Consider the following 14,851-nt stretch of genomic DNA (forward strand, 5'->3'; position numbering starts at 1 on the left):
CAACTATATCTTTCTCAATTCTGCCAGCAGCGTCTCCAGTTTGCGCTGATCGGCGGTGAACTTGCGAATCCCTTCGGCCAGCTTCTCGGTGGCCATGGCATCTTCATTGAGCGACCAGCGGAATTCGGCTTCATCCTGGGGTTCCGGGGCCGAGGTTTCGGCATCGATCGGAACCAGGCGACGCTCGAGCTGACCTTGGGTTTCCGACAGCTCGCCAAGCAGAGCAGGGGAAATCGTCAGGCGGTCGCAGCCTGCCAGCGCCTGGATTTCGCCCATGTTGCGAAAGCTTGCGCCCATGACGATGGTGCGGTATCCGTGCCCCTTGTAATGCTCGTAGATCCGCCTGACCGATTTGACGCCGGGGTCTTTATCACCACTGAAGTCGGCATCCGGCCACTCCGCCTTGTGCCAGTCCAGGATGCGGCCGACGAAGGGGGAGACGAGCGTGACACCGGCATCGGCACAGGCCAGCGCCTGGGTGAAGCTGAAGAGTAGGGTCAGGTTGGTACGGATGCCTTCCCGCTCCAGTTGACGTGCGGCGCGTATGCCTTCCCAGGTCGAGGCGACCTTGATCAGGATGCGCTCGGGAGGTATGCCGTGACGGTCATAGCGCTCGATCAAGGAGCGCGCGCGTGCCAGGGTCGCGTCGGTATCAAAGGAGAGCCTGGCACTGACCTCAGTCGAGACATAGCCGGGTACCAGGGCACTGATCTCACTGCCGATCTCGACTGCCACGGCGTCCAGGGCATCGTCGATATCGGTGCTGTGGCGGGCGATCTCCGCCAGGCGGGCACGCCGGCTTTCCTGCTGTGCCGCTTGAAGGATCAGTGAAGGATTGGTCGTGGCATCCTCCGGTGTGAATCGGCGGATGGTGTCGATATCTCCAGTATCGGCAACCACGGTACTCATCTGTTTGAGTTGTGAAAGCAGGTCCTCTGCCATTGTCTGAAGCTCCTGGGTTGAGTATTCGACCACTTTAGCAAGCGGCCTGGAGCGGTAACAGGGGGATGAGCGACAAGGCCAGGCGACTTGGTCTATCATTAGCAGCCTAGCGCTCTGTTCGTCATCAACCGGCTCGGCGCCGGCTTGACCCTCAATCCACAACACGTGGCCCTGCTGGTGGCAGCCAATACGGCGCTGGCTCCTTTCCGACGGGCTGGGGCGCAAGCCTGTCCTGCTGGCCGACCGCTCCTTGCCTGCTTGACACTTTCCTCCATAGGCTCGACATGTGGACGGGCCTGGCTGTGCGCTGTCGGCTAACATGGGATTGGGTTAGAATGAAAAGACTTTAGCGAACCCTTGAAGGGGGCCCCCTTGACCCTGCTCGAACCCGCCCGACTCTTAAAATGTCTGGGTGACGAGACGCGCTTGACGCTGACCCTGTTGATCCGAAAGGAAGAGGAGCTCTGCGTCTGCGAAATGACCCATACCCTGAAGGAGTCCCAGCCTAAGGTCTCGCGGCACCTGGCCCAATTGCGGACATGTGGACTGCTGAATGACCGGCGTGACGGTCAGTGGGTCTACTATCGCCTCTCCGAAGGAATGCCGGAATGGGTCGGCGAACTGCTGCAGGCCGCTGAGAAGGGTTATGCGGAGCGCTTGGTTGTGCTCCAGCACCGCCTAACGGATATGGGTAACCGTCCCGATCGGCGCCTGGCCATGTGCTGATGGAATCCACTTCGCCAAACGGCTACTCAACTTCCACCCAGCGGATCGGCTGGTAGTCCAACTCCCCTTCGGGTGGCCGCCTGTCTTGCCTGACCTCCAGGATACGGATCTCCCAGGTCGCCGTCCTGCCGGCCAGTGGATGGTTTCCGTCCAGCATGGCGCCACGTTCGGTCAGGCCCACCACCTTCAACGAAAATTTGCCCCGCTGGCCGCCCGGCGACAGTGTCATGCCGATGCGGATCTGCTGACCCGGCGGCAGGTTCTCGCGCACCGCCTCGAACACCAGTTCCGGCCGGTGAGGGCCATAGGCTTGCTCCGGCGTCAGCGTCACGCTGAGCGTATCACCGGCCCGGCAGCCCTCCAGTGCGTCCTCGAGGGCCGGCAACATCTGGCCCGTTCCGTGCACGTAGCGTAGCATCGTCTCGGGAGTCGATGCCGCCAGGCGTTCGCCATCCTCGTCGGTCAGCACGTACTCGGCGGTAATTTCGCTCAGGGGGGCGATTTGCGTCATCGGCCTATCCTCTCGGTTGTTCACTGCCACGCCTTCAGACCTGTCCCGGGTGGTTTCAGGGCGGATGAGTCGTGGCCGCCCAGGCAGCGTGGGCATACCGCCAGATGGTCGGCGCTGACGCCGGCCGTGGTAAGGCGTTGGCGCATTTCTGCGATTACCGGGTCGCTCTCGAAGGACTCGCCACAGGAGCGGCAGGTCATTGTCTCTCGTGGGGCCTCGCTCGCCTCAAAAGACTCCGCTCCGGCCGTGGCCTTCACTTGCCCGGGGGCGTTGATCGCCTGGGTAGCTAGGGAGGGCAGCGCGGACTTCAGGCGCGCCAGGTCGTGGGTCAACTGGTCATGGATCAGTTCGACCAACAGTCGCCAGGGCAGGGTGGTCTCGTCCTGTGCCGCTTGTGTCACCTTGCGGCGAACCCCGGATAGGGCGGGCACGGTGAAGTCGTGCAGCATGGTCGCGGCGTCCGTCATCGCGGGGGTGGCGTCTTTCGCGGCCTCGCGAGCCTCCATGGCCTCGCTGTAGACCCAGGCGAGCCACTGTAGGTTGAGGGAAAGATGGTCAGGCAGGTCACGGAAAGCGGCATCTTGCTCGAGACCATGGCGACGGTAGAGGGCAAGAATCGACTGGGTACTCTGGCCCATGATGGCGCCATCCAGATAGGTTCCCAGGTTAAGGGGAGCCGGTGCGGGCGGCATCAGGAACAGGCGGCTATAGCCCAGGATCAACTGCTGCGTATCGGTCAGTGCCGCCAGCGCCTGGGAGAGCGCTTCGAGGCGCTCGGTACTGAGCGTCGGCAGCGTCTCGGCCAGGCTGCGAAGGTCCTCGAGCAGCGGACCCTGTAGCTCCGCCAGGGTCACGCCCGTCTGGGGGGCGAGGAAGGCCCGGGAGAGGCAGAGGCTGAACTCGGCAGCCGACAGCAGATCGGGGAATTCTGGATATTGTGTCATCTTGCTGACGGGACGGCCTGTCGACTGACAGGCCGTCCCTTCTCCTTGAGGATTCGACTGGGAGTGGTTCAGGCGGTGTTCGCCTGGGCGCCGGCCGCCGGAGCGCCGGCCGCCGGAGCGCCGGCCGCCGGAGCGCCGGCCGGAGCTTCAGCCATATGCCGCGGCATGTCCCCGAGGTTCAGGAACTTTTCCCCGAGCAGGTAGAGCACGAAGCATAGCGAGATACCGATAAAGGTCAGCGACCACTCGGTGGTAGAAGGCGTGTAGCTGATCAAGCCTGGCTCCCAGGTGCCCCGGAACATCGGGACCACCTGGCCGCCTACCACGAAGTAGAAGCGCTCGGCGAAAAGCCCCAGGAACACCAGGCAGGCGACCAGTACCTGCACGCCCACGCTGTTGCGCAGCGAGGCACTGAGCATCACCACGAAGGGTAGCAGCAGGCCCAGTAGCAGGGAGGCGTTATAGAGCGGCGAGGCGAACAGGTAGTCGGTCCACACCAGGTTGATTTCCGGGTTGTTGCTGTAGAGCCCGGTGATGGCGCGCACTGTAATGAACAGCAGGGTTCCACCGATCAGCGCAGCGAACAGCTTGGGCAATGCACCTGTAAGAAGTGCCTTTAGTGCGGGCGGCATGCGCTCTCGTTGAAAGCCGTGGGCCAGGTAGATAAAGAAGACTAGTGCGGCCACGCCGCTGGTCACGCCGGTGAAGTAGAAGTAGATCGGCAGCAGGGCATCGAACCAGAAGGGCCGCATGCTCATCATCCCAAAGATCAGTGCCAGGTTACCGCTGGCCAGCAGCACGCCGATGAAGGATGCGATGCCCACCTGCTTGGCGGTCTTGCTATCCCATTCGCCGCCCTGCAGTTTGCTGAACTTCCACAGCAGGAACAGCAGGTCCAGGGCGTAGAACACGCCCATCCAGAACATCGCCGACTGCACCTGCAGGTTCAGCGGGATGGCCCACAGCATGCGGAACACGTTGCCAAGCTCCAGGGCCAGTACCGCCATCCCCGAGATCAGCACGATGAAGGCCAGGAAGATGCAGCGCTTGGCAACCGGATAGTACTGCTTGAAACCGAACACCAGTGGCAACGAGGCGATCAGACCCAACCCCGACGATGCCAGGGCGAAGTAGAGGTAAGTGGCAATGGGCTGGCCCCAGGGAAGGGTCGAGCCGGTATTGAACGAGGTATGGCCGTTGACCATGAGCTGTATAAGGGCGAAGGCCAGGCTAGCCAGCAGCACGATTCCAGACGCCACCAGCAGCCCCCAGCCCAGCGGCCCCTGCAGGACGTTGGCCTGAGTTCTGGTTTTTCTGTCTTTCATGGACATGTTCATGCGTCATGCTCCCTGTCGGCAGGAGTGAAGGCGGGCACGCCGGCGCCGGCGCCAAGGTAGTAGACCTGCGGCCTGTTGCCGGTGTGATCCTTCAGGCGCACGCCATGCCGGTCGCCGATCAATTGGTTGACCTGGCTTTCTGGGTTGTCCAGGTCGCCGAAGTAGCGCGCCTTGGGGGCGCAGGTGCGAACACAGGCCGGCACGTACTCCTTGACCTCGGGATTGTCCTCGTCGAGGTCGGCCACGCCCTCGGGCGCATGCTTGACCTTGTGGTAGCAGAAGGTGCATTTCGATACAACGCCAGGGGGCTGAATGCCGATGCCCCGCTGCCAATCCTCATCCGGGTTCTGGTAGGGCGGGCTCCACAGCTGCCCGTTCTCGCTCGGGTAAGCCTCGCGGATGTCGGGTTCGATCAGCGGTTTCTCGTCGGCATAGAAGCGCACGCCGTAGGGGCAGGCGATCATGCAGTACTTGCAGCCGATGCATTTGTTCCAGTCGACAAAGACGATGCCGCCGGCATCCGGATCCTTGTAGGTGGCCCGGGTCGGGCAGACGTGTACGCAGGATGGGTTTTCGCACTGCATGCAGGGCCGCGGCAGCCACTTCATCTGTGCGCTGGGGTACTCCCCCTCATGGTAGAAGAGTACGTCCTGCCAGCTCTCGCCTGGCAGGGTGTTGTTTTCCATCGAACAGGCCGTGGTACAGGCCTGGCAGCCCGTGCACTTGTCCAGGTCGATGACCATTCCCCATTTTGCCATTGTGATGACTCCTCAAGAATGCTGTGTCCGTGGATCAGGCGCGTTCAAGCTTGACCTTGCCGGTGTAGTAGCTGGCCAGGCCGGAAATCGGGTCGGACACATTGGCCGTCACCTCACCGGAGTGCCCCGGACCGCGGCCCTTGGCCCAGCGTCCCTGGGCCCAGTGGCCGAATTCGAAGGGCAGTACCAGGGTGTCGGGTCGGTGGCCTGCCACGAAGCGGCATTCGGCCTCTATGCTGCCGAGATCTGAGGTGATCCTGACCCGGTCGCCGTTGCGGATGCCGCGCTCCTGGGCGGTGCGCGGATGCACCTCCAGGTAGACGGTGTCGCGGCCACCGACGATGGGCTGGTGGATGGCGATGTTATGTGGAACGTTGGCGCCGCGCCCCTCGGCATGCAGCGGGGTCTTGGGGGTCACGAAGTAGAGGTCGCCGTTGCCGCCGCTATGCTGCGGCTCGACCCACTGGATCAGGCCCACGCGCTCGGCGGGAATGCCCATTTCCCGTTCGATGTAGGCGGCATGCTCTTCCAGGAAGCCGGACTTGAACTCGAACTTGCCGGAGGGGGTCTTGAACAGCTTGGCCTTGACCTCCTCGGGGCTCATCTGCAGGTTGTAGTCGAGGCCGCCCCACTCATAGAAGCGTCCGCGCTCTAGCCGCCAGTGATAGGGCTTCTTGTACCAGACGCCTTTCTCCTTCCAGCTCTCGAAGTCGTTGACGCCATTGTCGCCGGGATTCTCCGCGAAGCCAGCGGCGCGGTGACGCAACACGTTCTCGACGCTGTCAAGTTCCCGGTAGTACTCGCCTGCCGGACCGTTGAGGCGCTTGCCGATCCCGATCAGAATGTCGCCGAAGTGACGAGTGTCGTATATCGGCTCGACCGCTGGCACGCGCAGGGCGGTCATAGGCCAGCCCTCGAAGGGGTAGGTCGGCGAGTCCTGAAGCCGCTCCAGGTAGGTAGAATCCGGCAGGATCAGGTCGGCGTACATGGCGGTCTCGCCGGGGAACGGCGAGGTGTCGATGACGAAGACATCCTTGAAGGCCTCTTCCCACACCTTGGGATCCGGTGCAGTCCAGATCGGATTGGTGTAGAAGAACATTGCGGTATCGAGTTTGTAGGGGTCGCCCGCCAGATGGTTGGGGCCTGTCTCCTGCATCATGTGGCTGGTCATTGGCCAGCGCTCGGTGCGGGCCATGTCGATGCGCGGCTGATCCTTCCAGGCGCCGTCGCGGGCATAGTCGTCGAGGTAGTCGTCGGCGTTGACCGGCAGAGCACCGTAGGGCACGCCCATCTGGTAGCCGAGTCCGCCCTTGGCAAACAGCGAGCCCACCAGGGCGTTAAGGGCGTGAATGGCCATGCCGTTATAGGTGCCGTTGGTGTGGCCGGTGGGGCCGCGCTCGAACAGCGCCACGGCGGGGCGGGTGGAGCCGAACTCGATGGCGGTCTGACGAATGTGGCGGGCGGGGATGCTGGTGATCTCCTCGGCCCACTCCGGGGTGCGATTCTTGAGCTCCTGGTTCCACCACTCGGTCAAGCCGTGGACCCAATTCTCCTCGAACGAGTCCACGGGTATAGTCTCGCCGCTGATGAAACGACCCGAAGCCTGGTAGAAGTCGCCGACAAACTCCTTGTCCCACAGACCCTCGGTGAGAATCACATGGGCTACCGCCAGGGCAAAGGCGCCGTCGGTGCCCGGCTTTATGTAGAGCGCCCGGTCGGCGGCCGCCATGGTGGGGTTCATGCGCACATCGACGCAGGTGACGCGGGTCTTAGGGCTCTTGCTGCGCATATGGCCCCACATCTGCATCACGTTGTTGTAGGGGCGGAAAGCTTCGAGAAAACTCGCCCCCATGATCAGCAGGTAGTTGGTGTTGCGGTAATCGTAGGAATTGTAGGAGTCGTTGCCATCGGTAGCGCGCTTGGCGCGCTTGGAGCCCTCGGCACACATGGAAGCATGGCCGATGGCGGAATTCGGGGTGCCGTAGAGCTTGCCGAAATCGCCGTACAGACCGGCATCGGAGGCCCCCCAGCCGCGCCCATAGAAATGCGCAAAGCGATGGGATTCCCCCCGATCACGCAGCCCGTTGAGCCGCTCGGCGACCATGTCCAGCGCCTCGTCCCATGAGATGGGCACAAAGCCGGGATCCTCGTCGCGTCCCTTGTTGGGGTTAGTGCGGCGCATGGGCCCCTTGAAGCGGTCCGGGTCGTAAAGGAAGTAGCTGCCCAGGTGCCCCTTTGGGCAGAGCTTGCCGTTGGCGATGGGGTTCCCGGTATCGCCGTAGATGGCGTGCACGCGCCCGTCGGTGGTGTAGACATCGATGCCACAGCGCGCCGGGCACTGGGCACAGATACTCTTGGTGACGACCGTTTCGCCACGCGGTGTCTGGGCGCGGGCCTGGGGCGCTTGGGCAAGCCCGGTCAGCCCGGTGACGCCTGCGGCGCCTGCAGTGGCGCCAACCACCGCCGACGATTGCAGGAAGCGGCGCCGATCTAGCAAGGTCTGAAACAGTTTCATGGTGTCTCCCTCGGGGTCACGTCTTGTCGTTCACTTGTTGCTACTTATCGCCATCAATGGATGGCACCGGCCCCTCGGCGGGGTGGATTATCCAAAGAGGTCATGGAAGCTCTCCTGCATCAGCGCTTTCTCTCGCCGGCAGGCAGTACAGCTCTTGTCAGCGGTTGTGCTGTCTTTCAGCGTGAAAGGGCGCCCGCATTCGAAGCAGTCGGCCTTTTCGGCCTGGCGCAGCGTCACGGGTACCGGTTGCCAAGCTTCGCCAGCCTGAAGCGCACCCTCCGGACAGGCTGTCAGACAGTGACCGCAATCGAGGCAATCCAGAGCGTTGAATATCAGCTCGCCGTTGGGCGTCTCTTGCAGGGCCGTAGTGGGGCAGGCCCGGGAGCAGACGCTGTGGCCCTGGCAGGCATCTGGATCCAGGGTCAGGCCAGGCAATGGGGGGCTAGCGAGGTTATCCAGCTGTGGGCCGGCGGCCATGTGACGCTGTAGCCGGCGCGCCTTCGGGACGCTGTCGTCTGCGTCGATGATTGGCAGTTGTGGCTTGGCGCGACCCAGTAGCAGGGCACGACGGCTCACGGCGTTAGAGGGGCTTTGGTAGTTGGCTGTAGCTAGTGTGGTTTTGACAAGGGAAAGCAGGTTGGCGGCCTCGAGCCACCTATCGCGTTCAGCTGGTGGACCCGCCAGGCAGCCCTGGCAGGCATCAGGCAGGCGCAGCTCCAACTGACCGGGCATCGCCCGTACTCTGAGCCAGGCGAGCTGATCTGGTCCAAGGGAGCGCAGGCAGTGCAGGCGGATCATGCCGAGCTCGTGTCGGGCGCGGTGGCAGCCCAGGTGCAGCGGCTCGCCTTCTGCCTGGCCCGCCACCAGGGCGTCGATCTCGGTACCCACCAGCGCCTCGGTGGGGCAAGCCGGGACACATTGGGCGCAGCCGTGACAGGCGTCGTTCGCCAGTAGAGAAACGCCGTCGTCGTCCTCATGAAAGGCGAGGGCCTCGGTCGGGCAGGCGTCGATGCAGCGCGCACAGGCCAACGGGTGAGGAGGCGCCTGCAGGCAGCGAGACGGCAGCCAGCCGATGCCGGGAAGCGAGGGCCGAAGTGTGTTGGGCGTACTGTGCGAGGAGCTGGGAGTCTGTGGCATGGTGGTCTTGCCAGAAGCTTTGTTATAGTTATATGCGTATTCACATATGTATAAGCGGCAGCTTGGCAGAGGCTGGGACGTTTTGCCACACCCATTAGCCCAAAGTGTTAGCCGGCAGATGAGCAGGCTTGCCTTGGATCAAATTTCTTTGAAGTAATACGGGAGAGGCGCATGGCGGTACTGGTGGAGGCGACGGCAGTGATTCTGCGGGCGGAGGCAGTTGAAGAACGGATAACGGGTGGTTGGGACGCACTGCGCACGTGCCTGCCCGAAACGGGCGTCTGCTCCGACGATGAACTGGTCAGTATCAGCCTGGTGGATCCAGCCGCTGTCAGGAGCCTGGTGGAACGGCTGGTCGAACTAGGGCTGCACTTCGACTGGGAGGGCAACGTCGAGGATATCGGCTTCGCTGACCAGAAGCGTGGTCTGATCACCCCCTGCGACTGGCTGACCTTCGAGACGGTGAACATTGGTATTGGCGGCACACCGCCCAGCGTGGCGATTTGCCGGCTCGCCGGCAGCCAGTCTCACGAACTCAGGCTCCCCGAGGGCTGGCGCTACCAAGGTTCGCTCAGCGAGGCATTTGGGTCGGAGGGCAGCGGGCCGGCTCCCTAAACACGCAGCCGGTCCATCAAACGATCAGGCGCCGATTCAGAGGATTTCCAGCGCCAGGGCGATGCCCTGGCCGCCACCGATGCACAGGGTGACGATGCCGCGGCGTTCCCCGTTGCGCTGCATGGCATGCAGCAGGCGGGTGGTCAGCACCGCGCCGCTGGCGCCGATGGGGTGGCCGTGGGCGATGGCGCCGCCCTCCATGTTGACGATATCTTCCGGGAGGCTGAGCTCGCGCTGGCAGGCCAGGGCGATGGCGGCGAAGGCCTCGTTGATCTCCACCCGGTCCAGGTCGCCCACCGACCAGCCGGCGCGCTCCAGCGCCTGCTTGACTGCCGGCACCGGGCCGATGCCGAAGAAGTCGGGCTCCACGGCACCGACGCCGAAGGCCACCAAGCGAGCCATGGGCTTGAGTCCCTGCTTTTCAGCCCAGTTACGCTCGGCCACGATCATCGCCGCCGCGCCGCTGTTCAGCCCTGGCGCATTGCCTGCCGTGATGGTGCCCTCTTTGCGAAAGGCGGGCTTGAGCCTGGCCAGGGATTCCGCGGTGGTATCGCCGCGGTTGTGCTCGTCGCGGGCAAAGGTCGTGGTGCCCTTGCGGCTGGTAAGCTCCACGCCGGCAATCTCGGCGTCGAAGTGGCCGGCCTCCTGGGCCTTCGAGAAGTTCAGCTGGGAGCGCAGCGCCCAGGCGTCCTGGTCATCGCGGGAGATGTTGTAGCGGCTGACGAGGTCCTCTGTGTGCCAGCCGGAGTGCTTGCCACTGAAGGCGTCGTTGAGGCCGTCGAGCAGCATTGTGTCGTGCATGGTCACATCACCCATGCGCGCGCCCCAGCGACCCTGGGGCAGCACGTAGGGCGCGCGGTCCATGTTCTCCATGCCGCCGGCGATGGCGCAGTCGGCCATGCCGCTCCAGATCTCCATGGCGGCGCTGGCTACCGCCTGGGCACCGGAGCCGCACACCCGGTTGATGGTGAGCGCCGGCACCTCCACCGGTAGCCCGCCAGTGATGCCGGCCTGGCGGGCGGAGTTCATGCGACAGCCCGCCTGGATGACGTGGCCCATGACCAGCGACTGCACCTTGTCGGCGGCGAGGCCGGATCGTAAAAGGGTTTCCTGAATGACCCGCGCGCCCAGATCGGGTGCCGGGGTGTCCTTGAGGCTGCCGCCATAGGTGCCGATGGCGGTGCGTACGGGATGGCAGATAACGACGTCGCGTGATGCCATGAGCATGCTCCTCGTGTCGACAAGTGGGCACGACCGAAAGGGCCGCGGATTTTTTGGTATAGCACAGCCTTGCAGCACTTGCCTTGTTCCTTCTCAGTCCCTGATGACTCTGGGTCGTGAGTGGCCTCCGCTTGGAGCAGTGGGCAGGTTATCTACTACGTTGACAAGGCCGCGCATTACCCAGAGACCGATGACCGGTCCCGGTAGCAACCACCACACCACCCAGGTTTCCTGCAGGCTCCATAGAGTAGTGGTTAGAGAGATGGCGGGAATGGTCAAGGCAAAACCCACCGCATTCATCACCGCCAGGGTCGAGCCGACGCGCTCGCGCGGTGCTGTGGCGGCGGCCAGTGCGGAGAACTGCGGCGAATCGGCAATCACCGTCAGCCCCCAGAAAGCTAGCAGGGCAAGTAGAACTTCCGGCGGCGCCCAGGCCAACAGCGGATAGATCAGGCAGATCGTACCTGAGGCCGTCAGTGTCCACCGCGCCACCCACAGACTGCCGAGGCGCCGGCTCAGCAGGCCGCCCACGACACATCCCAACAGGCCTATCGCAATGATGCCGAAGGAGAGCCAGGCCACCAGATCAGTAGAGGCCGACAGTCGCCCTATTTCCCGATAGACAAGGAAAGGCGTGAGCATCCAGAAGGCATATAGCTCCCAGCAGTGCCCGAAATACCCACCGGCCACGGCACGAAAGCGCCTTTGGCTCAGTGTGGTCAGGCCTTCAGCCAGGCTCACCTTGCCGGTGGGCGGCGGCAGGTGAGGGCCGTCGCCCAGTGCATGAATCATGGCGCCGCCGAGTAGCGCCAACAACGAGGCGCCCAGCAGCGGCCACTCCCACGGCATACCCAGGGTGCTTCCACGCAGCAGGTGGGGCAGGGCGGTACCCAGGGTGAGCATGCCCACCAGCCAGGCGAGTGCCGCTCCAGTGTGCTTGGGCGTCCAGCCGATCACTAGCTTCATGCCCAGCGGGTAGATGCCGGCCAGACACAACCCGGTGGCGAAGCGTAATAAGACTGCCAACGGGAACTGCGCTGCGACCAGTACGAAGCCGGCATTGACCAGTGCCCCTGCCAGGCAGGAGACAGCAAAGATACGGCTGGCGCGGAAGCGGTCGGCCAGGCCGGTGGTGGCAATGAACAGCGTGCCGCAGATGAAGCCCGCCTGTACGGCAAGGGTGAGGCGGCCCAGGTCGACCTCGGAGAAACCCAGATCGCGGGATAGCGAAAGGCCAACGCCGTTGACGCTGAACCACAGCGAGGTGCCGCAGAGTTGGGCCAGCACGATGATGGCCAGCGGATGGCGCTGCCAGAGGCTGTTGTTATTCATTGCCTGATCGTCACCCCGGTGGGGCGATAAGGCAAGTGACTACGATGTTCTCAGCTCTTTGGCACGCTCAAGGTGTGTTGCCCACTTGCTGCAATTCTCATGGCACGAGAAGAACCGGGCAGTTAGCACCCCGGGCAATGGCCTCGGCGGTGCTGCCGAGCAGGAACTCCTGGATTCGGTTGCGCCCGCGCTTGCCGATCACGATCAAGTCGGCTTTTTCGCGCTTGGCCTCCTCGGCGATGGCACGCCGTGGGTCACCGTCCAGTACTCGAGTCTCGAGCCCCTCGATACGTTCGGCGATGCTGTCCAGGTGGCGCTGGGCATCGGCGATTTCCCGCTCGCAGCAGCCCTCGGAGGCACAGCTTGCGGTCACCGCCATACGGCGCTGGAATCGCGGAGCGATTGTCACGGCCAGGGCCTCGGCACCGCCCACTGCGTCTGAGCCGTCGGTGGCCAGCATCAGCAGGCGGGAGTCGGCGCCAACCAGCGAGTCTGCCACCGGCTCCAGCCACAGCGGCTGCCGGGTCAGGCGGGCGGCATCCAGGGCCGTGCTGCCGAGGAAGAACTCGTGCAGGCGGTTGTGGCCGCGACAGCCCATCAGCAGCAGGTCGGCGCCCAGTTCGTCGGCGGCCTCGGTCAATACGGCACCGGGCTCGCCGCTGCGCACCTCTGTGTCGATGGTCAGACCCGGGGCGGCGAGCTCGGCGGCAAGCTCTGAAAGCTTCGCCTGGTAGTGGGGGCGATGAGTCTCCTCGGGAGTGGCGGGATAGCGCGAGCTGAGCACGTATACCAGCGTCACCCGCTCGGTGCCCCAGGCGGTCAGTGCCTTCAACCGCTCTTGCAGCAGCGGCCAGGCGGGGGAGAAGTCCACGGCGACCAGGATGTGCTTGAACATGGCGGCTTCCTTTCTTGTCTGTGGGGTGTCACCAATCGTCAACGATCGATCAGCGGTACGACTCGAGGTGAATCATTCGGTGGAGCCTGTAGCGGCTTTCTCGGTGGTTGCCTGTGCATTCTGGGCACGCGAGGCTACGTGGCCTGCCAGCGCCATCAGCCGTTCGGGGCCTACGGGTTCCTCCCTGAGCAGGGGAACGAGCGCATAGCGTTTGGCGTGACGCGTGGCGACCTGCTTGATCTGATTGAGCTCATGGCGGGCACGTTGTAACAGCAAGGGAGATCCAGGACGGCTGGCAGCGACGCTGTTATTGATGACCCAGGCCCAGGGCTCGATGTTGGCACGCCGCAGGTCATTCTGAAGGTTGGCCGCTTCGAGTACCGGTGTCGTCTCGGCCAGCGTGACCAGCAATACCTTGGTCTGCTTGGGGTCCTGAAGCTGCATCATCGGCGTGGAGAAGTGCATGCCGCTATTGCCCAGCTGGCGCGCGATCTCGCGATGGTAGGCGCCTGTGGCGTCGAGCAGCAGCAGGGTGTGACCCGTGGGCGCCGTATCCATAACTACGAACTTCTTGCTCGCCTCGCGAATGGTGCGAGAGAACGCCTGGAAAACGGCGATCTCCTCGGTGCAGGGGGAGCGCAGATCTTCCTCCAGTAAAGCCAGACCCTCCTCATCCAGCCCTGCGCCCTTGGTGGCAAGAACGTGCTGGCGATAGCGCTCGGTTTCGGCGTGGGGGTCGATCCGGCCAACCGACAGGTTAGGTAGGGCGCCATCCAGGGTTTCGGTCAGATGGGCGGCGGGATCGGAGGTTGTCAGATGAACTGGTAGGCCGCGCTGGGCCAATTCGACGGCAACGGCTGCCGCGAGGGTCGTTTTGCCCACGCCCCCCTTGCCCATCAGCATTACCAGCCCATGGCCATCTGCGGCGATCTTATCCACTAGGCGGGAAAGGGGTGCCGGTGCGACCTCGAGCAATGCCTCCTCGGGACTAAGCGACTGCTGGGCCTCGGCTGGGCTATCGGACAGCATTTTGCGCAGGGCATCGAGTCCGACCAGATTGAAGGGCTTGAGGGGCAGTTGGTCGCAGGGCAGGGCTTCCAGCACGCCAGGTATGCCGGCCAGCGCGGCGGTTTCGCGTTCATGGATGGCGGCCGCCAGCGGGTCCTGCTGTGCCTCATATTCCGGCAAAAGGCCATTGATGACCAGGTATTGCTGTGACAGGCCCAGGGTCGCGAACTCTTCCTGGGTACGAGCGACTTCACGTAGGGTCGATTGTTGCGGCCGGGCAACGAGTACCAGCCGCGTGCGCTGTGGATTGGCCAGGGCGTCGACGGCGGCCTTGTACTGGTTGCGCTGTTTTTCCAGGCCGGCCAACGGCCCGAGACAGGAGGCGTCACCCTTGCCGGCTTCCAGGAAACCGCTCCAGGCACCGGGGAGCTGCAGCAGACGAATGGTGTGCCCGGTGGGCGCCGTATCGAAGAGGACATGGTCAAAATCTCCCGTTAGAGGCGCATCGGTCAACAGGGCGGTGAATTCGTCGAAGGCGGCAATTTCGGTGGTACAGGCCCCCGAGAGCGACTCCTCGATGCCTTTCACAACGTCGTCAGGCAACACCCCGCGTACCGGTTCGACCAGGCGGTCGCGGTAGGCCTGGGCGGCAGCCTGGGGGTCAATCTCCAGCGCAGACAGGCGGGGCACGTCAGGAATCGCTGTGAACCGATTGCCGATGGTGGCTCCGAACACGTGGCCGACGTTGGAGGCGGGATCGGTACTGACCAGAAGGACGCGCTGGCCTTCGTCGGCAAGCCGAATGGCCGCGGCGCAGGCGAGGGATGTCTTGCCCACGCCGCCCTTGCCGGTGAAGAAAAAGAAGCGAGGTGGCTGTTCCAGAAATAGCATGATGGATCGATCCTCCGGG

Annotated in this window: 13 protein-coding genes; 2 read left to right on the forward strand and 11 right to left on the reverse strand. The window is 63.7% G+C overall.

All coding sequences use genetic code 11. From position 1 onward, the window contains the following. Nucleotides 1-3: 3 nt before the first annotated feature. Nucleotides 4-942 (reverse strand): transaldolase, encoded by a 939-nt coding sequence (tal, locus tag DU490_RS06050; RefSeq protein WP_114573436.1) that lies wholly within the window; start codon nt 940-942, stop codon nt 4-6. Nucleotides 943-1,314: 372 nt separating this feature from the next. Here tal and DU490_RS06055 point away from each other — a divergent pair, with 372 nt between their 5' ends. Then, complete coding sequence (locus tag DU490_RS06055; RefSeq protein WP_114573437.1) at nt 1,315-1,668, forward strand: metalloregulator ArsR/SmtB family transcription factor; 354 nt, start codon at nt 1,315-1,317, stop codon at nt 1,666-1,668. Between the two features lie 22 nt (nt 1,669-1,690). Here the strand turns inward: DU490_RS06055 and DU490_RS06060 are convergent, their stop codons facing one another. The 6 genes from DU490_RS06060 to DU490_RS06085 all read right to left on the reverse strand — a co-directional run bounded on the left by DU490_RS06060 (nt 1,691) and on the right by DU490_RS06085 (nt 8,870). Next, complete coding sequence (locus DU490_RS06060) at nt 1,691-2,179, reverse strand: peptidylprolyl isomerase (protein WP_181869980.1); 489 nt, start codon at nt 2,177-2,179, stop codon at nt 1,691-1,693. Between the two features lie 20 nt (nt 2,180-2,199). Further along, nucleotides 2,200-3,123: a molecular chaperone gene (locus tag DU490_RS06065; RefSeq protein WP_114573439.1), complete on the reverse strand. Its 924-nt coding sequence runs from the start codon at nt 3,121-3,123 to the stop codon at nt 2,200-2,202. Nucleotides 3,124-3,191: 68 nt separating this feature from the next. Next, nucleotides 3,192-4,448 carry an NrfD/PsrC family molybdoenzyme membrane anchor subunit gene (gene nrfD / locus DU490_RS06070; RefSeq protein ID WP_220270457.1) on the reverse strand — a complete coding sequence of 419 codons (1,257 nt, stop codon included), beginning with the start codon at nt 4,446-4,448 and terminating at the stop codon, nt 3,192-3,194. A gap of 8 nt (nt 4,449-4,456) precedes the next feature. After that, nucleotides 4,457-5,218: a 4Fe-4S dicluster domain-containing protein gene (locus DU490_RS06075; RefSeq protein ID WP_220270458.1), complete on the reverse strand. Its 762-nt coding sequence runs from the start codon at nt 5,216-5,218 to the stop codon at nt 4,457-4,459. Between the two features lie 34 nt (nt 5,219-5,252). Beyond that, on the reverse strand, nt 5,253-7,733 hold the full coding sequence (locus DU490_RS06080) for a molybdopterin-dependent oxidoreductase (protein ID WP_114573441.1): 2,481 nt from the start codon (nt 7,731-7,733) through the stop codon (nt 5,253-5,255). Between the two features lie 87 nt (nt 7,734-7,820). Further along, nucleotides 7,821-8,870 (reverse strand): 4Fe-4S dicluster domain-containing protein, encoded by a 1,050-nt coding sequence (locus tag DU490_RS06085; RefSeq protein WP_114573442.1) that lies wholly within the window; start codon nt 8,868-8,870, stop codon nt 7,821-7,823. A 171-nt stretch (nt 8,871-9,041) separates the two neighbouring features. On the opposite strand from DU490_RS06085, the gene DU490_RS06090 reads away from it, so the two are divergent. Next, nucleotides 9,042-9,485 carry a hypothetical protein gene (locus DU490_RS06090; RefSeq protein WP_114573443.1) on the forward strand — a complete coding sequence of 148 codons (444 nt, stop codon included), beginning with the start codon at nt 9,042-9,044 and terminating at the stop codon, nt 9,483-9,485. A gap of 36 nt (nt 9,486-9,521) precedes the next feature. On the opposite strand, the gene DU490_RS06095 is transcribed toward DU490_RS06090, so the two are convergent. The 4 genes from DU490_RS06095 to arsA all read right to left on the reverse strand — a co-directional run bounded on the left by DU490_RS06095 (nt 9,522) and on the right by arsA (nt 14,832). Beyond that, nucleotides 9,522-10,706, reverse strand: a complete 1,185-nt coding sequence (locus DU490_RS06095) for an acetyl-CoA C-acetyltransferase (RefSeq protein ID WP_114573444.1) — start codon at nt 10,704-10,706, stop codon at nt 9,522-9,524. A 93-nt stretch (nt 10,707-10,799) separates the two neighbouring features. Beyond that, a complete protein-coding gene (locus DU490_RS06100; protein WP_114573445.1) occupies nt 10,800-12,038 on the reverse strand; it encodes an MFS transporter in 1,239 nt (412 codons plus the stop codon). A gap of 97 nt (nt 12,039-12,135) precedes the next feature. Then, a complete protein-coding gene (locus tag DU490_RS06105; RefSeq protein ID WP_114573446.1) occupies nt 12,136-12,933 on the reverse strand; it encodes a universal stress protein in 798 nt (265 codons plus the stop codon). Between the two features lie 72 nt (nt 12,934-13,005). Further along, nucleotides 13,006-14,832 carry an arsenical pump-driving ATPase gene (gene arsA, locus DU490_RS06110; protein ID WP_114573447.1) on the reverse strand — a complete coding sequence of 609 codons (1,827 nt, stop codon included), beginning with the start codon at nt 14,830-14,832 and terminating at the stop codon, nt 13,006-13,008. Between the last annotated feature and the right edge of the window lie 19 nt (nt 14,833-14,851).

The organism is Halomonas sp. DQ26W, from assembly GCF_003339685.1.
GTDB lineage: Bacteria > Pseudomonadota > Gammaproteobacteria > Pseudomonadales > Halomonadaceae > Halomonas.